At 75.2% G+C, this 22508-nt stretch carries 26 protein-coding genes; 5 read left to right on the top strand and 21 right to left on the bottom strand.

Annotated elements, in window-relative coordinates; translation table 11 throughout:
- Positions 1–4: 4 nt before the first annotated feature.
- Genes CO540_RS18625 through CO540_RS18610 form a run of 4 tightly spaced genes read right to left on the bottom strand, consistent with a single transcriptional unit; the run spans position 5 to position 4200 of the window.
- The gene (locus CO540_RS18625; RefSeq protein ID WP_099163043.1) at positions 5–952 is read right to left on the bottom strand and encodes a MerR family transcriptional regulator; all 948 of its coding nucleotides are present in this window, start codon (positions 950–952) and stop codon (positions 5–7) included.
- Positions 942–1535, bottom strand: a complete 594-nt coding sequence (idi, locus tag CO540_RS18620) for an isopentenyl-diphosphate Delta-isomerase (RefSeq protein ID WP_099163042.1) — start codon at positions 1533–1535, stop codon at positions 942–944. Before idi ends, CO540_RS18625 begins: the two co-directional genes overlap by 11 nt.
- Positions 1532–3010, bottom strand: coding sequence for a phytoene desaturase family protein (crtI, locus tag CO540_RS18615; RefSeq protein WP_099163041.1), 1479 nt, complete (start codon positions 3008–3010; stop codon positions 1532–1534). The genes idi and crtI overlap by 4 nt, the downstream gene beginning before the upstream one ends.
- 35 nt (positions 3011–3045) lie before the next feature.
- A complete protein-coding gene (locus CO540_RS18610; RefSeq protein ID WP_099163040.1) occupies positions 3046–4200 on the bottom strand; it encodes a polyprenyl synthetase family protein in 1155 nt (384 codons plus the stop codon).
- Between the two features lie 65 nt (positions 4201–4265).
- Here CO540_RS18610 and CO540_RS18605 point away from each other — a divergent pair, with 65 nt between their 5' ends.
- Positions 4266–5192: a phytoene/squalene synthase family protein gene (locus tag CO540_RS18605; RefSeq protein ID WP_099163039.1), complete on the top strand. Its 927-nt coding sequence runs from the start codon at positions 4266–4268 to the stop codon at positions 5190–5192.
- Positions 5189–6511, top strand: coding sequence for a deoxyribodipyrimidine photo-lyase (locus CO540_RS18600; RefSeq protein WP_099163038.1), 1323 nt, complete (start codon positions 5189–5191; stop codon positions 6509–6511). The genes CO540_RS18605 and CO540_RS18600 overlap by 4 nt, the downstream gene beginning before the upstream one ends.
- Before the next feature lie 13 nt (positions 6512–6524).
- On the opposite strand, the gene CO540_RS18595 is transcribed toward CO540_RS18600, so the two are convergent.
- Positions 6525–7625: a serine hydrolase gene (locus CO540_RS18595; RefSeq protein ID WP_099164835.1), complete on the bottom strand. Its 1101-nt coding sequence runs from the start codon at positions 7623–7625 to the stop codon at positions 6525–6527.
- A 92-nt stretch (positions 7626–7717) separates the two neighbouring features.
- On the opposite strand from CO540_RS18595, the gene CO540_RS18590 reads away from it, so the two are divergent.
- Entirely contained in the window at positions 7718–9202 is a 1485-nt protein-coding gene (locus CO540_RS18590) for an NAD(P)/FAD-dependent oxidoreductase (protein WP_099163037.1), read from the top strand.
- A gap of 4 nt (positions 9203–9206) precedes the next feature.
- On the opposite strand, the gene CO540_RS18585 is transcribed toward CO540_RS18590, so the two are convergent.
- The 4 genes from CO540_RS18585 to CO540_RS18570 all read right to left on the bottom strand — a co-directional run bounded on the left by CO540_RS18585 (position 9207) and on the right by CO540_RS18570 (position 11178).
- Positions 9207–9971, bottom strand: a complete 765-nt coding sequence (locus tag CO540_RS18585; RefSeq protein ID WP_099163036.1) for a crotonase/enoyl-CoA hydratase family protein — start codon at positions 9969–9971, stop codon at positions 9207–9209.
- Positions 9972–10021: 50 nt separating this feature from the next.
- Positions 10022–10447, bottom strand: a complete 426-nt coding sequence (locus CO540_RS18580) for a PIN domain nuclease (protein ID WP_099163035.1) — start codon at positions 10445–10447, stop codon at positions 10022–10024.
- Entirely contained in the window at positions 10444–10653 is a 210-nt protein-coding gene (locus CO540_RS18575; protein ID WP_099163034.1) for a type II toxin-antitoxin system VapB family antitoxin, read from the bottom strand. Before CO540_RS18575 ends, CO540_RS18580 begins: the two co-directional genes overlap by 4 nt.
- Before the next feature lie 63 nt (positions 10654–10716).
- Positions 10717–11178, bottom strand: coding sequence for a nitroreductase family deazaflavin-dependent oxidoreductase (locus CO540_RS18570; protein WP_099163033.1), 462 nt, complete (start codon positions 11176–11178; stop codon positions 10717–10719).
- Positions 11179–11263: 85 nt separating this feature from the next.
- Between CO540_RS18570 and CO540_RS18565 the strand changes: the two genes are divergently transcribed.
- A complete protein-coding gene (locus tag CO540_RS18565) occupies positions 11264–12115 on the top strand; it encodes a Rieske 2Fe-2S domain-containing protein (RefSeq protein WP_099163032.1) in 852 nt (283 codons plus the stop codon).
- 6 nt (positions 12116–12121) lie between these two features.
- Here the strand turns inward: CO540_RS18565 and CO540_RS18560 are convergent, their stop codons facing one another.
- Genes CO540_RS18560 through CO540_RS18505 form a run of 12 tightly spaced genes read right to left on the bottom strand, consistent with a single transcriptional unit; the run spans position 12122 to position 21065 of the window.
- A complete protein-coding gene (locus tag CO540_RS18560; RefSeq protein WP_099163031.1) occupies positions 12122–13132 on the bottom strand; it encodes a LysM peptidoglycan-binding domain-containing protein in 1011 nt (336 codons plus the stop codon).
- 14 nt (positions 13133–13146) lie between these two features.
- Positions 13147–13581 (bottom strand): pilus assembly protein TadG-related protein, encoded by a 435-nt coding sequence (locus tag CO540_RS18555; protein WP_091565594.1) that lies wholly within the window; start codon positions 13579–13581, stop codon positions 13147–13149.
- On the bottom strand, positions 13578–14048 hold the full coding sequence (locus CO540_RS18550; protein ID WP_371682232.1) for a TadE/TadG family type IV pilus assembly protein: 471 nt from the start codon (positions 14046–14048) through the stop codon (positions 13578–13580). The genes CO540_RS18555 and CO540_RS18550 overlap by 4 nt, the downstream gene beginning before the upstream one ends.
- Positions 14045–14533, bottom strand: a complete 489-nt coding sequence (locus CO540_RS18545; protein ID WP_099163029.1) for a TadE family protein — start codon at positions 14531–14533, stop codon at positions 14045–14047. The genes CO540_RS18550 and CO540_RS18545 overlap by 4 nt, the downstream gene beginning before the upstream one ends.
- Positions 14533–14742 carry a hypothetical protein gene (locus tag CO540_RS18540; protein ID WP_091565586.1) on the bottom strand — a complete coding sequence of 70 codons (210 nt, stop codon included), beginning with the start codon at positions 14740–14742 and terminating at the stop codon, positions 14533–14535. The genes CO540_RS18545 and CO540_RS18540 overlap by 1 nt, the downstream gene beginning before the upstream one ends.
- A 24-nt stretch (positions 14743–14766) precedes the next feature.
- Complete coding sequence (locus CO540_RS18535) at positions 14767–15612, bottom strand: type II secretion system F family protein (RefSeq protein WP_099164834.1); 846 nt, start codon at positions 15610–15612, stop codon at positions 14767–14769.
- A gap of 17 nt (positions 15613–15629) precedes the next feature.
- Positions 15630–16586, bottom strand: coding sequence for a type II secretion system F family protein (locus CO540_RS18530; protein WP_371682310.1), 957 nt, complete (start codon positions 16584–16586; stop codon positions 15630–15632).
- The gene (locus CO540_RS18525; protein ID WP_099163027.1) at positions 16529–18067 is read right to left on the bottom strand and encodes a CpaF family protein; all 1539 of its coding nucleotides are present in this window, start codon (positions 18065–18067) and stop codon (positions 16529–16531) included. Before CO540_RS18525 ends, CO540_RS18530 begins: the two co-directional genes overlap by 58 nt.
- The gene (locus CO540_RS18520; RefSeq protein WP_099163026.1) at positions 18057–18890 is read right to left on the bottom strand and encodes a ParA family protein; all 834 of its coding nucleotides are present in this window, start codon (positions 18888–18890) and stop codon (positions 18057–18059) included. The genes CO540_RS18525 and CO540_RS18520 overlap by 11 nt, the downstream gene beginning before the upstream one ends.
- Positions 18890–19555, bottom strand: coding sequence for an SAF domain-containing protein (locus CO540_RS18515; protein ID WP_099163025.1), 666 nt, complete (start codon positions 19553–19555; stop codon positions 18890–18892). The genes CO540_RS18520 and CO540_RS18515 overlap by 1 nt, the downstream gene beginning before the upstream one ends.
- Complete coding sequence (locus tag CO540_RS18510) at positions 19552–20505, bottom strand: hypothetical protein (protein ID WP_099163024.1); 954 nt, start codon at positions 20503–20505, stop codon at positions 19552–19554. The genes CO540_RS18515 and CO540_RS18510 overlap by 4 nt, the downstream gene beginning before the upstream one ends.
- On the bottom strand, positions 20499–21065 hold the full coding sequence (locus CO540_RS18505; RefSeq protein WP_091576700.1) for a hypothetical protein: 567 nt from the start codon (positions 21063–21065) through the stop codon (positions 20499–20501). Before CO540_RS18505 ends, CO540_RS18510 begins: the two co-directional genes overlap by 7 nt.
- A gap of 590 nt (positions 21066–21655) precedes the next feature.
- Here CO540_RS18505 and CO540_RS18500 point away from each other — a divergent pair.
- On the top strand, positions 21656–22429 hold the full coding sequence (locus CO540_RS18500) for a prepilin peptidase (protein ID WP_371682309.1): 774 nt from the start codon (positions 21656–21658) through the stop codon (positions 22427–22429).
- Positions 22430–22508 lie beyond the last annotated feature (79 nt).

Here is a 22508-nt window from a genome sequence, read left to right as displayed (position 1 = left end):
GCCCTCAGCCCGCCGCCGACTGGTCCAGCGAGTCCCGTACCGCCACGGCAAGCGAGAGCGCCTCGGCCAGATCCACCGGTCGGACCACCCCGGCCGGCAGCGAGTCGGCCCGCCACCCCGGCCCGGCGGCGAGCACCAGCAGGGGCCGGCGCGGGACCGCCAGCAGCGCGGCGAGTTGGTGCGGACCGGCCGTGGCCCGGGTGTGCGACCAGAGCACCACGGCCGCCGGCCCGGTCCGGTTGACCGCCTCGACCAGGGCGGCCACCGGCACCCGGGCGCCGAGCATGCGGTAACTCACGCCGGCCTCCGCCAGCGCGGCGGCCAGCGCCTCCAGCGGCAGCGAGTGCTGCTCCTCGTCCGCGCAGGAGAGCAGGATCCGGGGCGGCCCGACGGTCGGGTGCGCCCGGGCCACCGAGGCGAGCGCCTCGGAGACGCACCGGGACATCAGGTGCTCCACCTCGATCAGCCCGGACGTGGCCGCGTGCCGCTCCCCGATTCCGGCGAGCACCGGTCGCAGCAGGCCCTCCCAGGTCGCCACCACGCCGTCGGCGGCGAGGGAATCGCCGATGGTGCGGCCGATGATCAGCGAGTCCAGGCGCATGGCGGCCCGGGCCAGGCCGCGGGCGACCGGCCCGGCCCGTCCGACCGGGATGGTGGTGCCGCCGCCGTCGCGGACCGTGGAGGTGCGGGCCTTCAGGCCGAGCCGGTCCGGTGGGAGCACGGCCGGCGCCTGGCGGGCCCAGCGGGCCGCCTCGGCCGGCGCGACGCCCTCCCCGGTGAGCCGTCGCATGATCTCCAGGCGGGCGAGGTCGGCGGGCGTGTAGCGCCGGTGGTGGCCGGGCACGTGTTCGCTCGGGCCGAGGCCGTAGCGCTGGTGCCAGGTGCGCAGGGTGGTGACCGCCACGCCGAGCCGGCGTGCGACCGCCCCCGCGCTCAGTGCCTCATCGGCCACCCGACCGCTCCGGTGCCTCGTCGGCCGGCGCGCCGGACCGGGCCACGCCGACCGGGTGCAGAAGCCGGTTCACCACGCCGCCCAACCAGGGGGCGTACGCCCGCGGGTCGGTGTCGAGGTCGGCCAGCACCGCGACCGGGTCCACCCAGCGCAGGTCGGCCACCTCGTCCGGGTCGGGCCGGGTCGGCAAGTCGGCGGGCACCTCGGCGCGCAGCACGTGGTCGTACTCGAACTCGACCCGGCCGGTGGCCGGATCCTCGGCGTAGTAGAGGTAAACGCCCACCTCGGTGAGGTCCACCGGGCCGAGGCCGAGTTCCTCGGCGAGCCGGCGGTTGGCGGCGTCGGTCAACGACTGGCCGGGCAGCGGGTGCCCGCAGCAGGAGTTGGCCCAGCGGAGCGGGAACCGGGTCTTGACCGCGGCCCGCTGCTGGAGCAGCACCCGGCCGTCCGGGTCGACCAGCAGCACCGAGAAGGCCCGGTGCAGCCGGCCGGGCGGCTGGTGGGCGGCGGCCACGGTGGTCTCGCCGAGCACCCGGCCGCCGTCGTCCACCAGCTCGACCAGGTGCTCCTCCCGGCCCATCAGGAGTCCCCGGTGATGCGCGCGGCGGCCAGCTTGCCGCTGATCAGCACCATCGGCACGCCCACCCCGGGCTGGGTGCCGGAGCCGACGAAGACCACGTTGCCCAGCGTCTTGTGCAGGTTCGACGGGCGGAACGGGCCGGTCTGGAAGAGGCTGTGCGCGGCGGCGAACGGGGTGCCGGCGGCCATGCCCTGCGCCGCCCAGTCGGCCGGGGTGACCGCGCGCAGCACCTCGATGCCGTCGCCGAAACCGACGTAGCCGCGCTCCTCCAGCGTCGCCACGAGCTGACCGGCGTAGCGGTCGGTGAGGTCACCGGACCAGTCGAACGGCGCCCGGTCGAGGTTGGGCACCGGGGCCAGCACGTAGTAGGTGTGCTTGCCGGCCGGCGCCACCGACGGGTCGGTGCGGCTCGGATTCGTCACCAGCAGCGACGGGTCGGTCATCAGCTCGCCTCGCCGGATCACCTCGTCGAACGTGCCCTTCCAGGCGCGTCCGAAGTGGATGTTGTGGTGGGCGATCTTGCCATAGCCCTGCTTCGAACCGACGTGCAGCACCACGCACGACGGCGAGTAGGTGAGCCTGCGCTGCCGGCTCTCGGGCAGCAGCTCCTGGTAGGCGACCGGCAGGTCGGGGTTGAGCACCACCACGTCGGCGGGCACGAACTCGCCGTCGGAGGTGACCACCCCGGTGGCGCGGCCGTGTGCCGTCTCCACCCGGCTCACCGTGGTGCCGTACCGGATCTGCACGCCGTGCTTCTCCGCCGCGCCGGCCATGCCCCGGGAGACCGCGTGGATACCGCCGCGCGGGAAGCTCACCCCGGCCACCGAGTCGAGGTACGCGATGACCGTGTAGATGGCCAGCGCGTCGTGCGGCGACAGCCCGGCGTACATCGCCTGGAAGGAGAAGATCCGCTGGGTACGCGGGTCGCGGAAGAACTGGTTGATCTTCGTCTGGAGTCGCCGGAACGCGCCGTTGGCGAACAGCTTCAGCAGGTTGCCGGTGAGCAGGTCGGTCGGCGCGTCGAGGTTGCGCTCGATGAAGTCGGCGCGTTCCCACTTCCACAGGTTGCGGGCGTAGTCGACGAAGCGCAGGTAGCCGTCCGCCTCCCGGGGGCCGCAGACCTTGGCGATCTCGGCGGCCATCAGGGTGGTGTCGGTGATGACGTCCAGCGTCGACCCGTCCGGGTAGTAGGCGCGATAGGCCGGGTCGAGCGGGGTCAGGTCGAGCCAGTCGGTCAGCTCCTCGCCGACCGCGCCCAGCGCCTCGGCGATCAGGTCGGGCATGGTGAGGACGGTCGGGCCGGTGTCGAACTCGTACCCGTCGACGCTGAGCCGGCCGGCGCGCCCGCCCGGCACCGGCTCGCGTTCCAGCACGGTCACCTGCCGGCCGCTGCCGGCCAGGTGCAGCGCGCACGCCAGCCCACCCAGCCCGGCCCCGACCACGACCACCCGGTCGGTCCGTCCGTTCACGGTGCGCATTCCGGCTCCCTTGCTCGTGCTCACGAAGGTGCTCATCAGGACCGCCGCGCGGTGGCGGCGGTGGCGAGGCCGGTCAGCGCGGTGCGCGCCGTCTCGTCGATCGGTGCGGTGTCGAGCGCGGCCAACGCCTCGGCGACCCGCTCGGAGATCATCCGTTCCACCCGGGTGGCGGCCCCGGTGTCCCGGACCAGGTCGGCCAGCCGGGCCACCTCGCGGTCGCCGGTGACCGTGCCGGCCCGGTCCAGGGCCCGGCGCTGGGTCGGGTCGGCGAGCTGCCGGGCCAGCATCAGCAGCGCGGTCGGCTTGCCGGTACGCAGGTCGTCCCCGGCCGGCTTGCCGGTGGTCTCCGGGTCGCCGTAGACGCCGAGCAGGTCGTCGCGGAGCTGGAACGCCTCGCCGACGGCCAGCCCGTAGCGGGTGTACGCGGCGATCAGCGGACCGTCCGCGTCGGCGCCGGCCAGGCAGGCGCCGAAGAGCAGCGGACGCTGGACGGTGTAGCTGGCGGTCTTGTAGCGGGCCACCCGCAGCGCCCGGTCGACCGACCAGTTGGCCGCGTCGTGCTCGCCCAGTATGTCGAGGAACTGCCCGGCGACCGTCTCCACCCGCATCTGGTCGTAGCAGCGACGCACGTCGAGCAGCCGGTCCGCCGGCACGGCGGCGTGCGCCATCAACCGGTCGGCCCAGACCATGCAGAGGTCACCGATGAGCACGGCGACCGCCTCGCCGTAGCGGTCGGGGTCGCCGGCGTGCCCGGCGGCCCGGTGTCGCGCGGCGGCGGCCCGGTGCGCGGTGGGCAGGCCGCGCCGGGTGTCGGAGGCGTCCATCACGTCGTCGTGCACCAGCGCGAACGTGTGCAGCAGTTCCAGCGCGGACAGGGCGGGCAGCACGTCCTGCACCGCCGCCTCGCCGCCGATCACCCCGCGCCAGCCCCAGTACGCGAACGTCGGGCGGACCCGCTTGCCGCCGGCCAGCACGGCGTCGCGTGCCGTCGCGGCGAAGCCACCCATCGCTGCGTCGATCTCGGTGAGTGAGTCGACCTCGGTGGCCAGGAACCCCGCCAGGGTGTCGTCAACCCCCTTGACCAGGTCTTTCGTGAACGCGGCCAGTACGCCGCGGACCGGATCGTCCGTCGCTTCCGGCTGTGCCGGCGCGACGCGGAGCGCATTACCCGCAACTGCGTCGTTGGCCATGTGGGGGAGCGTACCCTAGGGTTACGAGTTGCGTCGATTGCTGCGTCGAAAACCGAGGAGGGCCGGTGGACACCGATCTCACCGCTGCCTATGACCGTTGCCGCGAGCTGCACCGGCGTCACGGCCGTACCTACTATCTCGCCACCCGGCTGCTCCCCGCTTGGAAACGACGGCATGTGCACGCGTTGTACGGATTCACCCGCTACGCGGACGAGATCGTCGACCGCACCGAGGACCTGCCGCCGGCCGAGCGGGCCGCCCGGCTGCGCGAGTGGTCGGACCGGTTCGTCGCCGGCCTGCACGGTGCGTCGGTCAACGACCCACTGCTGCCGGCGGTGCTGCACACCATCGCCGTCTTCGACCTGGACCGCGACGACTTCGCGTCGTTTCTGCGCAGCATGGCGATGGACCTGACGGTCATGTCGTACCCGACCTACGACGACCTGCTCGACTACATGGAGGGCTCGGCCGCCGTCATCGGCACCATGATGTTGCCGATCCTGGGCAGCTCCGACCCGGCCGCCGCCCGCGAGCCCGCCCGCCAGCTCGGCTTCGCGTTCCAGCTCACCAACTTCATCAGGGACGTCGCCGAGGACCTCGACCGGGGTCGGACCTACCTGCCCGACGAGGACCTGGCCAAGTTCGACGTCACCCGCGACGACCTGCTCGCCGCCAAGGCCGCCGGACGCACCACGCCCCGGATCCGCGAACTGATCGAGTACGAGGTGACCCGCGCCCAGGCGCACTACCTCGCCGCCGCGCCCGGCATCCCGCTGCTCAACCCCGCTTCGCAGGCGTGCATGCGCACGGCGTACGCGCTCTACGGCGGGATCCTCGACGAGGTGGCCGGACAGGGTTTCGACGTCTTCGTCCGGCGGGCCCTGGTGCCGCAGCGCCGGCGGATGTCGGTGGCCGCCCGGGCGCTGCTCACCCCGGCCGGCACGCCGGTGCGGGTGCCCGGCCCGGCGCTCCAGCCGGCCCTGGCCGGATGACCGAGCGTACGGCGGTCGTGCTGTTCACCCGCGACCTGCGGGTGCACGACCACCCGGCGCTGGCCGCCGCCGTCTCGGCGTTCGACCGGGTGGTGCCGCTCTACGTGCTCGACCCGGCGCTGCAGAAGCTCTCCCCGAACCGGACCCGGTTCCTCCACCAGAGCCTCGCCGACCTGCGCGAGGCGCTCCGCAAGCGCGGCGGCGACCTGGTGGTCCGGCGCGGCGACCCGGTGGCCGAGACCGTGAAGCTGGCCCGCAAGGTGGGTGCCGAGGGGATCGGGCTCTCCGCCGACGTCAGCTGCCACGCCCACCGCCGGGAACGCCGCCTGCGCGCCGAGTGCGACCGACACCGGATGTTCCTGCGGCTCTTCCCCGGCCTGACCATCGTCGAGCCGGGCGCGCTGCGGCCCGCCGGCGGCGACCACTACCGGGTGTTCAGCCCCTACTTCCGGGCCTGGCAGGGTGTGCGGCTCCGGGAGGAGCTGGCCGCGCCGAAGCGGATCCGGCTGCCCGAGGGCGTCGACCCGGGCCGGCTGCCCGACCCACCGAAGGGCGACAGCCCGGACGCCGCCGAGGGCGGGGAGAGCGTCGCCCGGCGCCGCCTCACGACGTGGCTGCCCACCCTCGACCGGTACGACGACATCCACGACGACATGGCCGGTGACGACACCTCCCGGCTCAGCCCGTACCTCCGGTGGGGTTGCGTCTCGCCGCTGGCGGTGGCCAACCGGGCCGGCGACCGCGACGGGCCGTTCGTCCGGCAGCTCTGCTGGCGCGACTTCTACCACCAGGTCGTCGCCGGCTTCCCCGACCTGTCCACCACCGCCTACCGGCGGGGCGCCCGGGAGGACTGGCGCGACGACCCGCACGCGCTGGAGGCCTGGACCGAGGGGCGGACCGGCATGCCGATCGTCGACGCCGGCATGCGGCAACTGCGCGCCGAGGGCTGGATGCACAACCGGGCCCGGCTCATCACCGCCGGCTACCTGACCAAGCACCTCGGGCTGGACTGGCGGCCCGGCCTGGAGGTCTTCTTCCGCTGGCTGCTCGACGGCGACCGGGTCAACAACTCGGGCAACTGGCAGTGGGTGGCCGGCACCGGCAACGACACCCGGCCGTACCGCGGCTTCAACCCGGTGCGGCAGGCCGAACGCTACGACCCCGACGGCGCGTACGTGCGGCGCTGGGTCCCGGAGCTGGAGTCGGTGCCGGGCAAGGCGGTGCACCAGCCGTGGCGGCTGCCCGACGAGACGCGCCGGGCGCTCGACTATCCGCCGCCGCTGGAGGTGCCCGGCGCCGACCCGGTCTGGTTGCGCTGACGCGGGCGACGGGTCAGAGGCAGGAGTGCAACGCCTCGACCAGCTCGTCCACCCGGTCGTGGTCGGCCAGCCGCGCCGTCACGTACGCGAAGGTGTAACCCCGCTCCGGGTCCGCCCAGGCGCTGCTGCCGCCGATCCCACCCATGCCCCAGCTGCCGTCCGGCTCCCACTGCATGCCGAGCGTCCAGTGCGCCGTCCGGTCCAGCACCAGGTCCGGGCCGGCGTACTGCACCCGGGTCGCCTCGGCGACCAGATCCGGGCTGAACAGGCGTACCCCGTCGAGGGTGCCGCCGGCCAGCAGCCCGGCGTAGAGCCGGGCCAGCGCGGACGCGGTGGCGTGCAGGTTCACCGCCGGGATCTCGGCGGCCCGCCAGCGGTCGCCGTTCACCACGGCGACGTCCCGCCCGCCCGGCGGGTTGTCCAGCGCGCGGGCGCGCAGCGAACCCGGCTCGCCGCGGACCAGGTCCGGCCAGCCGGGGTCGCCGTAGGACAGGTCGGCGCAGCGCCGCCGGTCCGCCGGTCCCAGGCCGAAAGCCAGGTCCAGCCGCCACGGACCGGCGATCTCCTCGGCCAGGAAACGGCCCACCGCCCGCCCGTCGACCCGGCGGACCACCTCGCCCACCAGGTGCCCGTACGTCCAGGCGTGCTCGCCCGCGACGGAGCCCGGCGTCCACTCGGGTTCGGCGGCGGCCAGGTCGGCGCAGAGCAGGTCCCAGTCGGTGATCGCGGCGGCGGGCCGGGGCACCGGGAAGTCGGGCAGCCCGGCGGTGTGGGCGAGCACCTGCCGCACGGTCGCCGGGGCGCGGAACCCCGGCCAGTACGCGGCCACCGGCGCGTCCAGATCCACCCGCCCCCGGTCGACCAGCAGCAGCAGGCAGAGCGCCACCACCGGCTTGCCCACCGAGTAGACGTCGACGAGCGTGTCCGGCCGCCACGGCCGGTCCGCGCCGACGGCCGGCACCACCACGCCCGGCGGGACCGCCGCCGAGGTGCCGCCCACCAGCTCGATCACCGGTACGCCGTCGTGCCACACGGTCAGCGCGGCACCGGTCTCCCGGCCGGCGGCGAAGAGGTCGTGGAAGCAGTCCCGGACCGGGGCGAAGCGCGCGTGCATCCGGCCACGGTAGGCCGTCCCGATCGTGACCGGCACGGGAATTCCGGCCGGGTCCGGTGGCCGGCGGCGCGGCGGTGCGGAATGCTGGCGGAATGGCGGAGCCGGAACTGGTGGACGTGGTCGTGGTCGGGCTCGGGGTCGGCGGCGAGGAGGTGGCCGGGCGGCTCGCCGAGGCCGGCCTCACCGTGGTCGGCGTCGAACGGGACCTGGTCGGCGGCGAGTGCCCCTACTGGGGGTGCGTGCCGAGCAAGATGATGATCCGGGCGGCCAACGCGCTGGCCGAGGCGCACCGGGTGAACGAGCTGGCCGGCTCCGCCCAGGTGCGACCCGACTGGGCGCCGGTGGCGAAGCGGATCCGCGAGGAGGCCACCGACACCTGGGACGACACGGCGGCGGTGGACCGGTTCACCGGCAAGGGCGGCCGGTTCCTCCGGGGCAGCGGCCGGCTCGACGGCCCGAACCGGATCCGCGTCGGCGACCAGGTGTTCCAGGCGCGGTACGGCGTGGTCCTCGGCACCGGCACCCGCCCGTCGGTCCCGCCGATCGACGGGCTCGCCGACACCCCCTACTGGACCAACCACCAGGCCATCGAGGTGGAGGAACTGCCCGCGTCGCTGCTGGTGCTCGGCGGTGGCGCGATCGGGCTGGAACTGGCCCAGGTGTTCGCCCGGTTCGGCGTCCGGGTGACGGTCGTCGAGGCGGCCGACCGGGTGCTCGCCGTCGAGGAGCCGGAGGCGTCCGCGCTCGCCGCCGAGGCGCTGCGCGCCGACGGAGTGGAGATCCACACCGGGGTCAAGGCGGGCCGGGTCAGCCACGACGGCAGCGCGTTCACCGTGCACGCCGACGACGCCACGTTCACCGGCGAGAAGCTGCTCGTGGTGACCGGCCGCAAGGCCCACCTGGAGGAGCTGGGCCTGGACACGGTCGGCGTCGACGCCGGGCAGCGCTACCTGCCGGTCGACGACCGGATGCACGTCACCGAGGGAATCTGGGCGGTCGGCGACCTCACCGGCGAGGGCGCGTTCACCCACATCGCCATGTACCAGGCCGGCATCGTGGTGGCGGACGTGCTCGACCACATGCGGCGCGCCAAGGGCGGCCCGGACGCCAGCGGCACCGCCAGCGTGGTCGGCGGCGCGGCCGGGGTGGTCAGCGCGGTCGGCGGCGCGATGAGCGCGGGCGGCTCGACGGTCGCGCCGGGCAGCGTCCCGGTCGCCGACTACCGGGCGCTGCCCCGGGTCACCTTCACCGACCCGGAGGTGGGCGCGGTCGGCCTCACCGAGCAGCAGGCCCGCGAGCGCGGCGTCAACGTCCAGGTCGGCTACACCGACCTGACCTCGTCGGCCCGCGGCTGGATCCACAAGACCGGCAACGCCGGCTTCATCAAACTGGTCGCCGACGCCGACCAGGGCGTGCTGGTGGGCGCCACCTCGGCCGGCCCGACCGGCGGCGAGGTGCTCTCCGCGCTGGTGGTGGCCGTGCACGCGGCGGTGCCGATCAGCCAGCTCCGGCACATGATCTACGCGTACCCGACGTTCCACCGGGCCGTCGAGGACGCGCTGCGCAACCTGAAGTGACGCCTCAGCCGGCCGGCGCGCCGTGCCGGCCGGCCCCGGCGGCGAACCGGCCGGCGCCCTGCACCCCGTCCACCGCCAGCGACTCCATGCCGTAGGCCAACTCGGTGGCGAGCGCCTCCGGCTCGGGCCGGGCGGCGCCGGCGAGCAGCGCCGCCCGGTCGTTGCGCAGGCAGGTCTGCGGATGCCGGGCGATCCCGGCCGCCAGCCGCTCGGCCTCCGCCCGCGCCGCACCGGGCGCGACCAGCCGGTTCACCAACCCCATCGCGTACGCCTCGTCGGCGGGCACCGGGCGGCCGGTGAGGATCAGGTCCATCGCGCGGCTCTCCCCGATCAGCCGGGGCAGCCGCACCGTCCCGCCGTCGATCAGCGGTACGCCCCACCGCCGGCAGAACACGCCCAGCGTCGCGTCCGACTCGGCGACCCGCAGGTCGCACCAGAGCGCCAGCTCCAGGCCGCCGGCCACCGCGTACCCGGAGATCGCGGCGATCACCGGCTTGGACAGCCGCATCCGGGTCGGGCCCATCGGCCCGTCGCCCTCGGCCTCGACCCGGTTGCCGCGCGGGGTGCCGATCGCCTTGAGGTCGGCGCCGGAGCAGAACGTGCCGCCCGCGCCCCAGAGCACGGCCACCGACGCGTCCGGATCGGCGTCGAAGGCGCGGAACGCGTCGGCCAGGGCCCGGGCGGTCGGCCCGTCCACGGCGTTACGGGCCTCCGGCCGGTCCAGGATCACCGTGGTCACGCCGTCGGCGTGCTCGACGCGTACACCCATGGGGTCAGCATGCCCCCGACGTTGCCCGGGGGCCAGCGGACCCGGGCCGGCTACTTGATCGTGCCGGGTGCGGCCAGCCACCGCATCGGTTGGCCGGTCACGGCGCCCACCTGGTCGAAGTCCCGGTCGTAGTGCAACAGCGAGAGCCCGTGGTATTCGGCGGTGGCGGCGACGAGGAGGTCGACGGCACCGGCTGAGCGGTGTGTCCCCCGGCCGGTCAGCTCCAGCTGTGTCTCGGCGGCGCGTCCGTAGATCCGGTCGGGCATCGCCACCCACCCGAATACGGTTCGGAGCTGCTGTTCCAGCTGGGCCCGGTCCGCGACGGAACGGGCGGTGTAGAGGAACTCCAGCTCGACCAGCGGACACACGGCGACCAGGCCGGCGGTCACCGTCTCCTCCCAGCGCTTTGCCACGTCGGGGTCGCGGAGCAGCCGGACGAGAGCGCTGGTGTCGATCAGATAGTCGGCGAGCTTCACGAGCGGTAACTGCCCTTGTCGAGCAACTCGTCGAAGTCACCGGCCCGGCCGCGTTCGGACAGCTCGGCTAAGGCCCGGGCGCGGCGTAGGCGGGCGGCACCCTCGCGAAGGGCGACGTTTACCGTCTCCTTCTTGGTCTTGGTGCCGAACGCCTCGGCGGCGTCCGCCAGTGCCTCATCGTCGACATCCACCAGGATCTTGGTCATCCACGCCTCCTATATACGGCAAGCGCCTGGAGTATATCTGGCGGCGGCTGTGACGGTGGCGGTTCAGCGTTCGGCGAAGTCGAGGCGGACCAGGGGGAGGCGGGCGTCCACGTCGGTCGGCAGCGGGCCGTCGCCGGTCAGCTCCGGGATGCCCAGGGCACGGCCCAACGCGGCGGCGGCCCGCCGGTGCCGCCGCCGGTAGCGCGCGAGCCGCTGCCGCACCTCCTCGCCGGCCAGCACGGTCGCCCGCGCCGGCACACCCCGGTCCGGGCCGTTCCACACCCGCACCGCCGGGTCTGCGGAGACGTTGCGGAACCACTGCGACCCCCGGCCGTAGCCGGAGGCGAGGAAGAGCGCGCCCGGCTCCCGGTCGACCACTTCCAGCACCACGTGGCGGGGCAGTCCGGAGCGGCGGCCCCGGTGCTCCAGCATCATCAGCCGGCGGCCGAGCAGCCGGCCGAGGCCGTGGCGGTAGAGCGGAATGGGGGCGCGGGCGAGCCAGCGGGGGATGCGACGGCGTGCCATGCCTCCGACGGTACGCCCCGGCCCACCTGCGAGGGATTTCCCGGCCGTCCGGTTTGGGGGCCCTCCGGCCGGGAAGTCGGAACACGTGCGCGAACTGATGACGAAGCTCGAACAGGCCTCCGGACTCGACCGGGTGGGTGACCGCCTGCAACGCGCCGTCCAGGGGACGCTGCGCTCGCAACGGGTCCGGGACGCGCTGCACGGCGTCTGGCTGGGGCACCCGCTGCACCCGGCGATGGTGCAGGTCCCGGTCGGCGCGTGGATCTCCGCCGCCGTGGTGGACCTGCTGCCCGGCCAGCGTCGGGCCGCCACCGCCCTGGTCGGGCTCGGCACGGTCAGCGCCCTGCCCGCCGCGGTCGCCGGATGGAACGACTGGGCCTCCCTCTCCCGGGACCAACGCCGGATCGGGCTGGTGCACGCGGGGGCGAACATCGTCGGCCTGACCCTCTACGCCGGCTCGCTCGCGGCCCGGCTGAACGGGCGGCACGGCCTCGGCCGGGCGCTGGCCTACCTGGGCCTGTCCGCGGCGAGCGGCGGGGCGTACCTGGGCGGGCACCTGGCCTACAAGCAGGGCGCCCAGGTCAGCCAGAGCGTCTCCGAGATGCACCTGATCAGCGACGGCTGGCACGCCGTGGGCGACCTGGGCAGCCTGCCGCAGCGGGAGCTGGTCACCCGGGAGATCGACGACGTCTCGGTGATCCTCTACCGGCACGGCGACGACGTCACCGTGATGCTGGAGCGCTGCCCGCACCAGAGCGGCCCGCTCGGTGAGGGCGAGGTGCAGCAGATCGACGGCCACGCCTGCGTGGTCTGCCCGTGGCACGGCAGCGCGTTCCGGCTCAACGGCGGCGAGGTGGTGCACGGCCCGGCCGCCAACGACCAGGTCGTGCTCCCCACCCGCGTGGTCTCCGGCCGGGTCGAGGCCCGGCTGCCCTGACCCGGGTCAGTCCCGGCGGTGCCGACCGCTGCCGAGCGCACGGGCGGGGACCGGCCGCCGGCGCAGGCCGAGGACCGCGCCGATCTGCGCGCCCACGATGCTCGCCACCGCCAGCACCGCCGAGATGGCCAGCGGTCGGTTGATGCCCTCCTCGGCCGTCGCCCGGGACGCCCCCGCCGACATGGCCGGCGGCTGCCCGTCCGGTGCCGCCACGGTCGGCGTGGTGTCCCGGGTCGTGGTTTGCGGCGCGGGCTTCGGCTTCGACGCCGTCGACGACGCGCCACCCCCACCCGGCTTCGCGGGCGCCGGCTGCGCCGACGTCACCACCAGGCGGCCGTTCGCGTGCCGCTGGGCGCCGGAGTCCACCGCGCCCTCGGGCAGCCGGATGAGCTGGCCGGGACGGATCCGGTCCGGGTCGGCGAGCCGGTTCAGCCGGGCCAGCTCCCGGTAGCGGTCGAAGTCGTCGAGGTAGCGGTCGGCCACCTCGCCCAGGTAGTCGCCCTTCGCCACCCGGTACACCGCCGGGTCGGTGGTCACCGAGGCGGTCCGCGCCGGTGCTGCGGCCTGCGTCACGGTGGCGGCCGGGGCGGCGGCCACGGCCTGCGGTGCGGACAGCGCGGCGGCGCTCGCCGCGGCCGGGCTCGCGGCCAGGATCAGCGCCACCGAGCCCACCAGCGCGGCGGCGGCCCGCTGCTGGCGGTGCATGCCGGGCAGCTTCGGCGCGGGCCGGCGCAACGCCGACGCGGACAGCTCCACCAGGACGGAGAACGCGAACGTGGCCCAGCCGAACCAGCCCACCACGGCCAGCGCCCGCAGGAACAGCTGCCCGTCGTCGCGGCTGGTCAACGCCGTACCCACCTCGGCCAGGGTGGGCAGATGGTCGGGGAGCGGGTTGCCGGCGAAGGCCAGCAGCGCGACCGGCCCGCCGGCCAGCACCCCGACGAGCACGACGAGGGCGCCGAGGCCGGTGAGGACCTGGCCGGTGCGGTGGACGGCGGAGCGTCGGGGTGCACCCATAGTGGCCTTCCTTCCTACGGTGGTGGCGCGGTGAGCGCCCGAGCGGTGGCCTCACCGGTGACGGTGGCGGTCTGCGGCGCGCCGAAGAGACCGAGCAGGTCCCGGCGGTAGGTGATCCGCACGCGTACCCGGATCTGGGTCTCGGCGCCGACCACGGGGAAGTCGACCTCGTGACCGCCCACCCCGCCGGCGGCGGCGAGGTAGTCGGCGACGGCCCCGCGGGCGGCCACCTGGTCGATCCGGGTCGGACCGCCCTCGATGGCGCCCGCGCGGTCGATCATCTGGCCGCCGCTGCGGGCCGCCTCGGCGGCCAGGTTGTCCGCCCGTTGCAGGGTGCGCAGCTGCCCGGCGCCGTCGTAGGCGAGACCGATGACGGCGAGCACGCCGGTCATCGCCACGGCCAGGAAGAGACTCACCCGGCCGCTCTCCGCCCCGCGTCGCCCGGTCATCCGCGGCTCCGGTAGGTGTCCAGCGGCGAGGTGAAGCTCGCCGCGACGGTCTTGCCGCCCGGCACCCCGGGCAGCCCCGGTGCGCTCAGGTCGTCGAAGGACACGGTGCAGGTCACCGTCACCGTGACGGTCGCCGGCACGCCGGGCGCGCTACGGTACGCGGCGGCGAAGCTGGTCGGCTTCCCGGCCACCGAACCGGCCAGGTCGAGCCGGGGCGGCGCCGTGCAGCGCAGGCCGGACCAGTCGAGCTGGGTGCGGGCCGCGTTCTCGGCGGCCTCCTCGCCGTCGTCCGAGGTGCGGGCCAGCGAGGCGGCCCGGGCGGCGTCGTGCGCGGCGGACTCCACCGCCTCGTCGGCGACGGCCGTCCGCCCGGCGACCCCGGCGAGCACCATCAGCCCGATGAAGGCGGGGGCCAGCACCGCCACCTCGATCGAGACGGATCCCCGGTCCCGTGGCACCGGCCTCACCCCGCGGTCCAGCGTTCGGCGGGGCCGTGCGCGGTCTGTGTGACCTCGAACGAGACCCCCGGGATGACCGACAGGGAGCGGCCCCGCACCGTGCAGGTGACGCCGTCGCCGATCTCCGCGCAGGTCGGTCCGGTCCTCTCCCAGCCGACCAGCCAGTCCCCGGAGCGGCGCAGGAAGTTGGTGGCCCGCTCCCGGCCGGCGTCCGGGGCGGCGTCGAACGTGCGCTGGGCGTTGACCCCGGTCTGCGCCGCGTTGAGCGCGGTGGACCGGGCGACGAACCAGACGGCGACCTGGATCGAGCCGAAGAGCAGCACCAGGATCACCGGCATCATCACCGCCAGCTCGACCGGGTTGGCGCCCCGCTCACGCCCGCCCGCGTCGAGGCGGGCGCGCAGGGCGGCGGCGATCCGCCCCGGACCGCGCGGGCCGGCGGGCCGGCCGGCGGGTGCCGGCCGGCTCCGGACCGTACGGGCGGGGCGGGGCATCACGGTGCCTTCGGCGCCGTGTTGTTCGGGATGGCGTTCATCCAGTTGTTCGCCTTGGCCAGGGCGAGCCCGGTGACCGCCATGGCCACCGCGACCAGCCCGAAGATGATCACGGCGGTCGGCACCGGGCTGTCGCCGCGCTCGGAGTCCCGGCGCAGCTCGGCGAGGCGGGTGCTCACCGTCGCGTACAGGTAGGCGTAGAGGTGCATCGTGTTCTCCTTCTCGGGGTGGGATCACAGACGGGCGATGAACGGGTAGACGGCGAAGCCGAGCAGGACGAAGACCAGCAGCGAGCCGGGGATGTCCAACTTGCTGGTCACCCCCTCGGCCCGGGTCAGGTTGTCGGTGCGGATCTGGTCGCGCAGCGAGTCGGCGCGGGAGCGCAACGTCTCGTGCACCTGGGCGCCCTCGCTGCCCGAGGAGCGCATGATCGCGCCCACGTCGCCCAGCTCCGGGATGCCGATCCGGTCGGCCAGCTCCTGCAACTCGTCCCAGGGCGAGTGCATCTGGAGCTGGGCGAGCCGCAGCGCCTCCCGGATCCGGTCGAACACCCAGCCGTCGCAGACCGCCGCCGCGCGTTCCAGCGACTGCACCGGCCCGTGCGCGGCGGAGAGCTGCAACGCCACCAGGTCGAGGTAGGTGCAGACCGCCTGACGGAACTCGTCCCGGGCGGCGTCGGCCCGGGCCAGCACCGAGCGGTGCGCGAGCAGGCCGGCGACCAGCGCCAGGCCCAGGCTGGCCAGCACCGGTACGGCCACCGGGAGCGCCACCCCGCCCAGGAAGAGCACGGCCGAGGCGACCGCCGGGGTGGCGAAGCCGACCAGCGCGGAGAGCAGCACGGACAGGGCGTACTGCTCGGGGGTCCGGTCGAGCAGCGCGAGCTGGCGGTGCGGCGGCCGCAGCCAGCGGGCGAAGCCGCCCAACCAGTCCGGCCCGGCGCCCGCCGCCGGGGCCTGGCCGGGCGGCTGGTGCAGCCGACGCAGGGCCGGGCCGAGCGCCGGGGTGGCCGGCAACGCCTCGCGGACCACCAGGAACAGCCCGAGCCCGACCGCACACCCGCCGAGCACCGCGATCGTCATCTGCCAGTTGAGGACCACTACGCGATCGCCTCCTCCAGGTCGGGCGCCGGCAGGAAGCGCGCCGGACGCGGCGGCTGGCTCATCGAGCGCACCCAGACCAGCAGCCCGATGAAGGCCGCACCGAGCACCGCCATCACGAGCTGCCCGGTGACGGTCCCGTAGGGACGGATGTAGTCGCTGTTCACCAGCCCGTACGCGAGCGTCGCCAGGGTCATGCCGGTGAGGAAGCGGACCGCGAACCGGGGCTGGGTCCGCTTCGCCTCGACCTCGCGCCGGGTGGCCACCTCGGCCGACGCGGCGCCGGCGATCGACCCGAGCACGTCACCGAGGCGTTCGCCCCGGTCGGTGAGGTGCAGGATGAGCGCGGCCACCACCTGGTCGCCGACCGGGTCGGCGATCTCGTCGGCGAAGGCGAGCAGCGCGGAGCGCGCCAGCCAGCCGGCCTGGAGACGGGCGGCCAGCGTGCGTACCTCCTCCTGGATCTCCTCCGGCGCGGTCGCGATCGTGCCGATGATGGCCTGCTGGAGCCCCTGCCCGGTGGCCGAGATGTCCTTGAGCCGGCGGGTCCACTCGCCGACCGCCTCCACCCGGGCGATGGCCCGCTGCTCGGCCCGGCCGACCGCGAACAGCCACGGCACGCCGGGCACCGCGAGCGCCACCAGCAGGCCGACCACCGGCAGCCCGGTGAGCAGGAACGCCGCCGCGCCGGCCACCACGGCGACGCCGAGCAGGAGCTGGTGCCGCTGCCGGTCGGCGCGGCTCGCCCCGGAGCCGTTCCAGAGCCGGCTCAGGCCCGGCCCGGCGCCGCCCGGCGCCGACCTCGGTGGCCGGCGGGTGCCGACCAGCGCGACCACGGTCAGCACCAGCCCGGCCACGCAGGCCGCACCGGAGACCAGCGCGATCAGCTCGATCCGGGTCACGCCGGGCCCCCGTTCGGCCGCCGCCCGAGGCGGGTGTGCCGGGGCCGCCGCCAGGCGCCCATCCCGGCCTCGACGAACCGGGTGAGCAGCCGGGCGTCGTAGCCCACCCGCAGCAACTGGTCGCGGATCCGTTCGGGCAGGTGGCGGGGGACCGCCCGGCCGTCCGGTCCCGGGCCGAAGACCGTGGTGGTGGTGATCCGGTTGCCCTCGCCCACGCCGATGACCTCCTCGACGTGCGAGACGAACCGGTGCTTGCGCCCACCGATCGCGGTCTCGTCGTCGACCGTGACGTAGACGATCAGGTCGAGCGCGTTGCCGGCCATCCGGCGGGCCTGGTCGACGGTCATCTCCCGGCCGTGGGAGAGCGCCAGCTCGATGATCCGTTCGCTCACCCCCGCCGGGGTACGCGCGTGGATGGTGCACATCGACCCGCGACTCGTCGTCATCGCCTGGAGCATCGGCACGATCTCCCGGGACCGCACCTCGCCGACGATGATCCGCAGCACGCCCATCCGCAGCGAGACCGGGATCAGGTCGGCGATGCTGACCTCACCGGCGGGTCGCCCGTCGGCCCCGCGCTCCCCGTGTCCCTCGCGGGACTCGAAGCTCATCACCGCCCGGTGCTTGTGCCCGCGCCGCGCCGGCAGCAGCTCCCGGCTCTCCTCCAGCAGCACGTACGGCTCGTCGGCCGGGATCTCGTCCATGAGCGCGCGGATGACGGTGGTCTTCCCGGCCCCGGCCAGCCCGGCGACCATGATGTTCAGCCCGGCCCGCATGGACGCGCGGAGGAAGTCGCGCAGCAGCGGGTCGATCATCTCGTCCAGGTCGGCTCGGCCGCCCGCGATGTCCTCCAGGCTCACCGCGAGCGTGTTGTGCTTGCGGATCACCGCGTACGGGCGGTGGCTGACCAGGAACACGGCGGCCAGCCGGCTGCCGTCGGGCAGTTGCAGGTCGAGGGTGGGCTTGGAGGTGGAGAGCGACCGTTCGGTCGCCCCGGCCCGCCGGGCCGCCGCCTGGAGGATCTCCACCAGCTCGTCGTCGGTCTCGGCGATCGGCTCGGCCCAGTCGACGCCGCCACCGTGCCGGGTGATGCGCACCTGGTCGCAGCCGAGGATGTGCACCTCCTCGATGGTGTCGTCGACCAGCAGCGTCTGGAGCCGGCCCAGGCCGACCAGCTCGGCGGTCACCTGGTCGAGCAGCAGCCGTTCCGCGTCGGCGGGCATCGGCGTGCCGCCCCGGCGGACCGAGTCCGCGTACGCGGAGACGACCGCGACGGCCAGCCGGGCCCGCTCGACCTCCTCGGCGTCGGCGTCGAACTCCCGCCCCCGCTGCCAGTGGGTGAGCCGTTCGCTCAGCTCCCGGCGCAGTTCACGGACCACCGCGAAGTCGACCCGGGGGCGCGGCGGCGCCGGCGGCGCGGCCGGCGCGGGCGCGGTGACCTGGTGCCGACCGTTCGGCGGGGCCAGCGGCGGGACCGTGGAGACGACGCCGGGCTGCTGCCCGCGCGGGTCGTGGGAGACCGGCTCAAACCGCACCGGGCACCCCCGGCGCGGTCGGTTCGGCCACCGCGCGCGCGGCGGTGGTGCCGGGCCAGGCCAACCGGGCCCGGCGCCGGTCCAGCAGCGCCCGGATCGGCACCTCCAACGCGCCGGCCGCGCGCATCAGCGGCCGGTTGCCGCGCACGGTGCCGCCGTGGCCGAGCACCTCGGCGGTACGCGGGTCGTGCGGCAGCCGGGCGATCACCGGCAGCCGCAGCGCCTTGCTGATCTCGCTGGTGCCGTGCCCGTCCCCGACCACCAGCAGGCGCAGGGTGCCCGGGGGGACGCGGTGTTCGCCGAGGTCGCGTTCGATCGCCCGGATGGTGGCCCGGGTGGCGGAGAGGTCGGGCAGGTGCGCGCGGGTCACCAGCAGCACCACCGCGGCGGCCCGGAGCAGCGGCCACGGTGGACCGCCGACCGCCAGCCGGCCGCAGTCGACCAGCACGTCGTAGGGCGGCACGCCCCGCTCCAGGCCGGTGAAGTAGTCGGCGAACCGCTGCCAGAGCGGGATCACGCTGCCGGCCTGGGCCGGGTCGACCACGCCGGGCAGCAGCAGCCGCTCCCGGCGCGGCGCGTCCAGGTCGACCAGCTGCGACCAGAACGCGCTCTCCAGGCTGCCGTCGCGCAGTTCGCCGACGGCCAGCTCGCCGATGCCGCGCGGACCGTCCAGCGCCCCGCCCAGGTAGCCGGCGAGGATCGAGCCCCCGGCGGGGTCGCACTCGGCCAGCACCAGCCGGCGGTGCCAGCTCAGCGCCGCGGCCAGCGCGGTGGTGGTGACGCCCGGCGAGCCCTTCGCCGAGACCAGGGCGATGATCGCCATCAGGCGGCCTCGGTCAGCACGAGCGCGATCCGGTCGTCCGCGGCCAGCGCCACCACTGCCGGTACGTCCCGGACGGCCAGCGCCAGGTAGACGACCGTGTCGTCGTTCTGCGGCGTCGCGGTGTCGATCACGGTGCCCTCGAAGCGGGTGCCGCCGGCGCGCGCCGCCGCGCTGCCGTTGGCACTGGCGTCCGGCGTGCTGACCAGCAGCACCTTGTCGCCGGGGTGCAGCTTGCGGGCCGGCACCTGGTCGGGCTCCAGCCCGAGCGCGATCTGCTGCTGGCCGGGGCCGAGCAGCGGGGCGTCGGTGAGCTGGGCCGGGGTGAGCAGCGTGCCCGGGGTGAGCCGGACCGCGGCCCGCAGGCCCAGCACGTCCTTCACCCGGTCGGCCGGCACCGGCCGCAGCTCGCGCCCGCCGGAGACGCGGACCGGCACCAGGTCGTCGGCGGTGACCTGCTGGCCCACCTCGACCGGCCGGGCCACCGCCAGGTAGCTGCCGGTGGACCGCACCGAGGTGACCGCGAACGCCGCGCCCAGCCCGCCGACCGCGATCAGCAGGATCGCCAGGCCCAGCAGGCCGGGCCGGATCCGCCGCTGCCGGACCACCCTGGGGGGCGCCACCGGCGCCTCCACCGGGGTCCCGTTCCGGGACGCCACCACACTCATCGGGTCACCACCTGAAGTTCGTTGATCTGCACCGGGACCACACCGCTGACCCGGCTCTGGGGGATCACGCCGCTCTCCCCGCCGCCGGACCACTCCACGGTCCAGAAGGTGGTGGCGCTGACCTGGTAGGTGGCCGCCGTCGGGTATCCGTGGGGGAGGCCGCAGTCGGGCGAGGCCGCGCCGGCGTCCGGGCCGTCGGCGTCGTAGGGGGTGCCCGGCCCGTGGCACGTGACGTCGATGTCGTCGGACATGTGCCAGACGATCCGGTCCACCTTCGCGGTGATCTCGACGGTCAGCCCCCGGTCGGAGGCGGAGGCGGACAGTGGCCCGAAGTACGACGGGCCGGGGCTGGCCCACATCCAGACCGGCAGGCCGACCAGGCCGGGTCCCTTGCTGCGCCGGGGTGCGACAGCGACCCGGGGCGGCAGCAGCGAGATCGAGGCCAGCGCGCGGCGGGCCAGTTCCTCGGGGTCGGGCGGCGTGCCGAAGCCGGGCGGCGGGGCGGCGAGCAGGACGTTGCCCTGCTGGCCGGTGGCGCCCCCGACGCAACTGGCGGTGTACCACTGCTGGCCGGCCGGCGCCGGCAGCTGCGGCTCGGTCAGCTTGTAGTAGCACCCGTCGCTGTTGTTGAACCAGCCGAGCAGGTCGTCGTAGCACTTGACGACCTGACCGTTCCACTGGCACTTCGCGGTGCCGCCGCCGTTGCCGCCCCCGCCACCGTCGTTCCCCCCGCCGCCCGGTCCGCCGCCGCCGCCCGGGACACCCGGGTCGTCGTCCCACACGTCGCAGTCGGTCTGGTCGGGCGGGCAGGAGCCGCCCGGGTCGGCGGCACGCGCGGGCGCGCCGGTCAACGTCAGCAGCGCCGCCAGGCCGGCGGCCAGCAGCAGCCGTCGGGACGCCCCGGCCCGGGTCCGGCGGGCCGGGGCACCCCCACCTCCCCAGGTCAACACGGCTGGTCCTGGTGCGCGGCGCCGGTGTTGACCAGCCACCGGCCGTCGGGGTAGCGGGCCGCGGTCGCGGTGGCCAGGTAGCGACCGCCGCGGGTGCCGGGCACGGTCTTGCGGTCCTTGACGGTGACGAGCCGGTAGTCGCGCGCGTCGAGGCAGTCCTGGATCTCGACGGTGGGCGGGTCGGCGGCCAGGTCGACCGAGACGACGGTGGGGTCGGAAACCAGTTTTCCGGTACGCATCGCGCCGTGCTCCTTCGCGTCACGAATTGCCAGCCGGACCCGGGTCAGCAGTGGATCGGCCAGAAAACGGGGCAGTGCGGGATGCCCGGGATCGCTGCGCGCGCTCGCCGTCCGGGACGCGTCGAGATAGCCGGAATAGGCGGCGAGCGCGGCCTTGGCGGCGGCGTTCTCCTCGGCGTCGGAATGGGCGACGGGTGCGGCGGCGCGCCCGGTCAGCGGACCGGTCGTCGCCTCCGGCCCGCTGCCGCAGCCGGCCGCGCCGACCGTCAGCGCGAGGCTGAGCAGGCAGATTTCCCATCGACGGGATTGCCGTGTGCGCAACGCCGAGCCCTCCTCGGTGCCGGCCCGGTGCGGTCGATCCGACCCGCTCCGGGCATGCGGAAGCGCGCCCGGATCTGTCCGGCCGGGCCTCGACCGCCACCGCGTGCATTTACCTGTGCTGATCTTCAAGAATGGGGAACTGATGTCTTCGGTCGGCCTCCGACGCCTATTGATCGGGGGGTTGCGTCGTACCCAAGGGGCGAGCATAGGCTGACGTCAGCCGATGCAACAGAGGCAATTCACGTGAACACGGTGAGTGAAGACGGGTGGTGGCGGCCGGTGGATGGCCGGACGGTGACGGGCGGGCGACCGCCGGCCTTCCCGGCGGCGGGAGTGCGCTCACCCGCACGCGTCGCCGGTTCCCCCGAGGTCGACGCGGGGGCCGCCGGTATGGGTGGGCTCCGACCCGGGAGTCCGATCCGTCCTGCCGCTCCGGCCGGCCCGGGAGGCGCCGCCGTCGCAGGTCGCCCCGGTGGTGCGGAGGGTGCGCCGGAGGCCGTTCGTCCCGCCGTCCGCCCGCCGATTTCCGGCCGGACATCACTCTGCGTGCTCCAGAGTGGAACGGTCGGCGACCGGACGGGAGCATGGATGTGACCACCGAACGGGTGCACCACGCCGCCCCGGCGGCCGTCCCGTCCCGCCCGGTCGTCCGGCTGCTCGCCGTCCTCACGGTCGTGCCGCCGGTCCGCCTGGCGGTGGCCCGCTTCGCCGTACCGCCGGACGCCCCCGACCGCGCGGCCTGCGACACCTGCGGCACCCCGATCAACCTGGACCGACCGCTGCCGGCGCTCGGCCCCACCGCCCGCTGCCCGGGATGCCGGGCACGGGTCGGCGCGCCACCCGCGCTGGTGGAGGTGGCGCTGCTGGCCGCCGTGACCGCGCTGGTCCTGGCCGGCGGGCCGCCCGCGACCCGCCTGGCGCTGGCCTGGTGGCTCGGCTGGGCGGTGCCCATGGCGCTCGTGGACGCCGCCGCCCACCGCCTGCCCAACCGCCTGACCTGGCCCGCCGCGGCCGGCACCTGGGTGCTTCTCGGGGTGGCCGCGCTGGCCGGGCCCGGTCCGACGCCGTGGCTGCGGGCCACCGCGGCCGGGCTGGCCCTCGGCGCCGGCTTCGCGGCGACCACCCTGCTGCTCGGTCGGCGCGGCTTCGGCCTCGGCGACGCCAAGCTGGCGCTGGGCGCCGGCGCGCTGCTCGGCTGGTACGGCTGGCCGGTGCTGGTGGCCGGCCTGGTCCTCGCGGTGACCCTCTCCGGCGTGGCCGGGGTGGTGCTGCTCGTCCTCCGCCGGGTCCGCTGGTCGGCCCACCTGCCGTTCGGGCCGTTCCTCGTCCTGGCCAGCGCGGTCACGCTGGTGCTGGCCACCTGAGCCGTGTGCTCGGCCACCCCCGGGTGGCCGCGCGGCCCGCCGCGGGTAGCGGGATCCCAGCCACCTCCCAGCCGGGTCT

The organism is Micromonospora sp. WMMA2032, from assembly GCF_002688545.1.
GTDB lineage: Bacteria > Actinomycetota > Actinomycetes > Mycobacteriales > Micromonosporaceae > Micromonospora > Micromonospora sediminicola.
This window is presented reverse-complemented; position numbering and strand designations above follow the sequence as displayed.

Coding starts and splice junctions, on each gene's coding strand:
- crtI (WP_099163041.1), bottom strand. CDS start 3,010: ATGCGCACCGTGAACGGACGGACCGACCGGGTGGTCGTGGTCGGGGCC.
- CO540_RS18520 (WP_099163026.1), bottom strand. CDS start 18,890: ATGGCGATCATCGCCCTGGTCTCGGCGAAGGGCTCGCCGGGCGTCACC.
- CO540_RS18585 (WP_099163036.1), bottom strand. CDS start 9,971: ATGGGTGTACGCGTCGAGCACGCCGACGGCGTGACCACGGTGATCCTG.
- CO540_RS18535 (WP_099164834.1), bottom strand. CDS start 15,612: ATGACGATCGCGGTGCTCGGCGGGTGTGCGGTCGGGCTCGGGCTGTTC.
- CO540_RS18560 (WP_099163031.1), bottom strand. CDS start 13,132: ATGGGTGCACCCCGACGCTCCGCCGTCCACCGCACCGGCCAGGTCCTC.
- CO540_RS18595 (WP_099164835.1), bottom strand. CDS start 7,625: ATGCACGCGCGCTTCGCCCCGGTCCGGGACTGCTTCCACGACCTCTTC.
- CO540_RS18540 (WP_091565586.1), bottom strand. CDS start 14,742: ATGCACCTCTACGCCTACCTGTACGCGACGGTGAGCACCCGCCTCGCC.
- CO540_RS18545 (WP_099163029.1), bottom strand. CDS start 14,533: ATGCCCCGCCCCGCCCGTACGGTCCGGAGCCGGCCGGCACCCGCCGGC.
- CO540_RS18590 (WP_099163037.1), top strand. CDS start 7,718: ATGGCGGAGCCGGAACTGGTGGACGTGGTCGTGGTCGGGCTCGGGGTC.
- CO540_RS18555 (WP_091565594.1), bottom strand. CDS start 13,581: ATGACCGGGCGACGCGGGGCGGAGAGCGGCCGGGTGAGTCTCTTCCTG.
- CO540_RS18610 (WP_099163040.1), bottom strand. CDS start 4,200: ATGGCCAACGACGCAGTTGCGGGTAATGCGCTCCGCGTCGCGCCGGCA.
- CO540_RS18570 (WP_099163033.1), bottom strand. CDS start 11,178: ATGGCACGCCGTCGCATCCCCCGCTGGCTCGCCCGCGCCCCCATTCCG.
- CO540_RS18600 (WP_099163038.1), top strand. CDS start 5,189: ATGACCGAGCGTACGGCGGTCGTGCTGTTCACCCGCGACCTGCGGGTG.
- CO540_RS18575 (WP_099163034.1), bottom strand. CDS start 10,653: ATGACCAAGATCCTGGTGGATGTCGACGATGAGGCACTGGCGGACGCC.
- CO540_RS18515 (WP_099163025.1), bottom strand. CDS start 19,555: ATGAGTGTGGTGGCGTCCCGGAACGGGACCCCGGTGGAGGCGCCGGTG.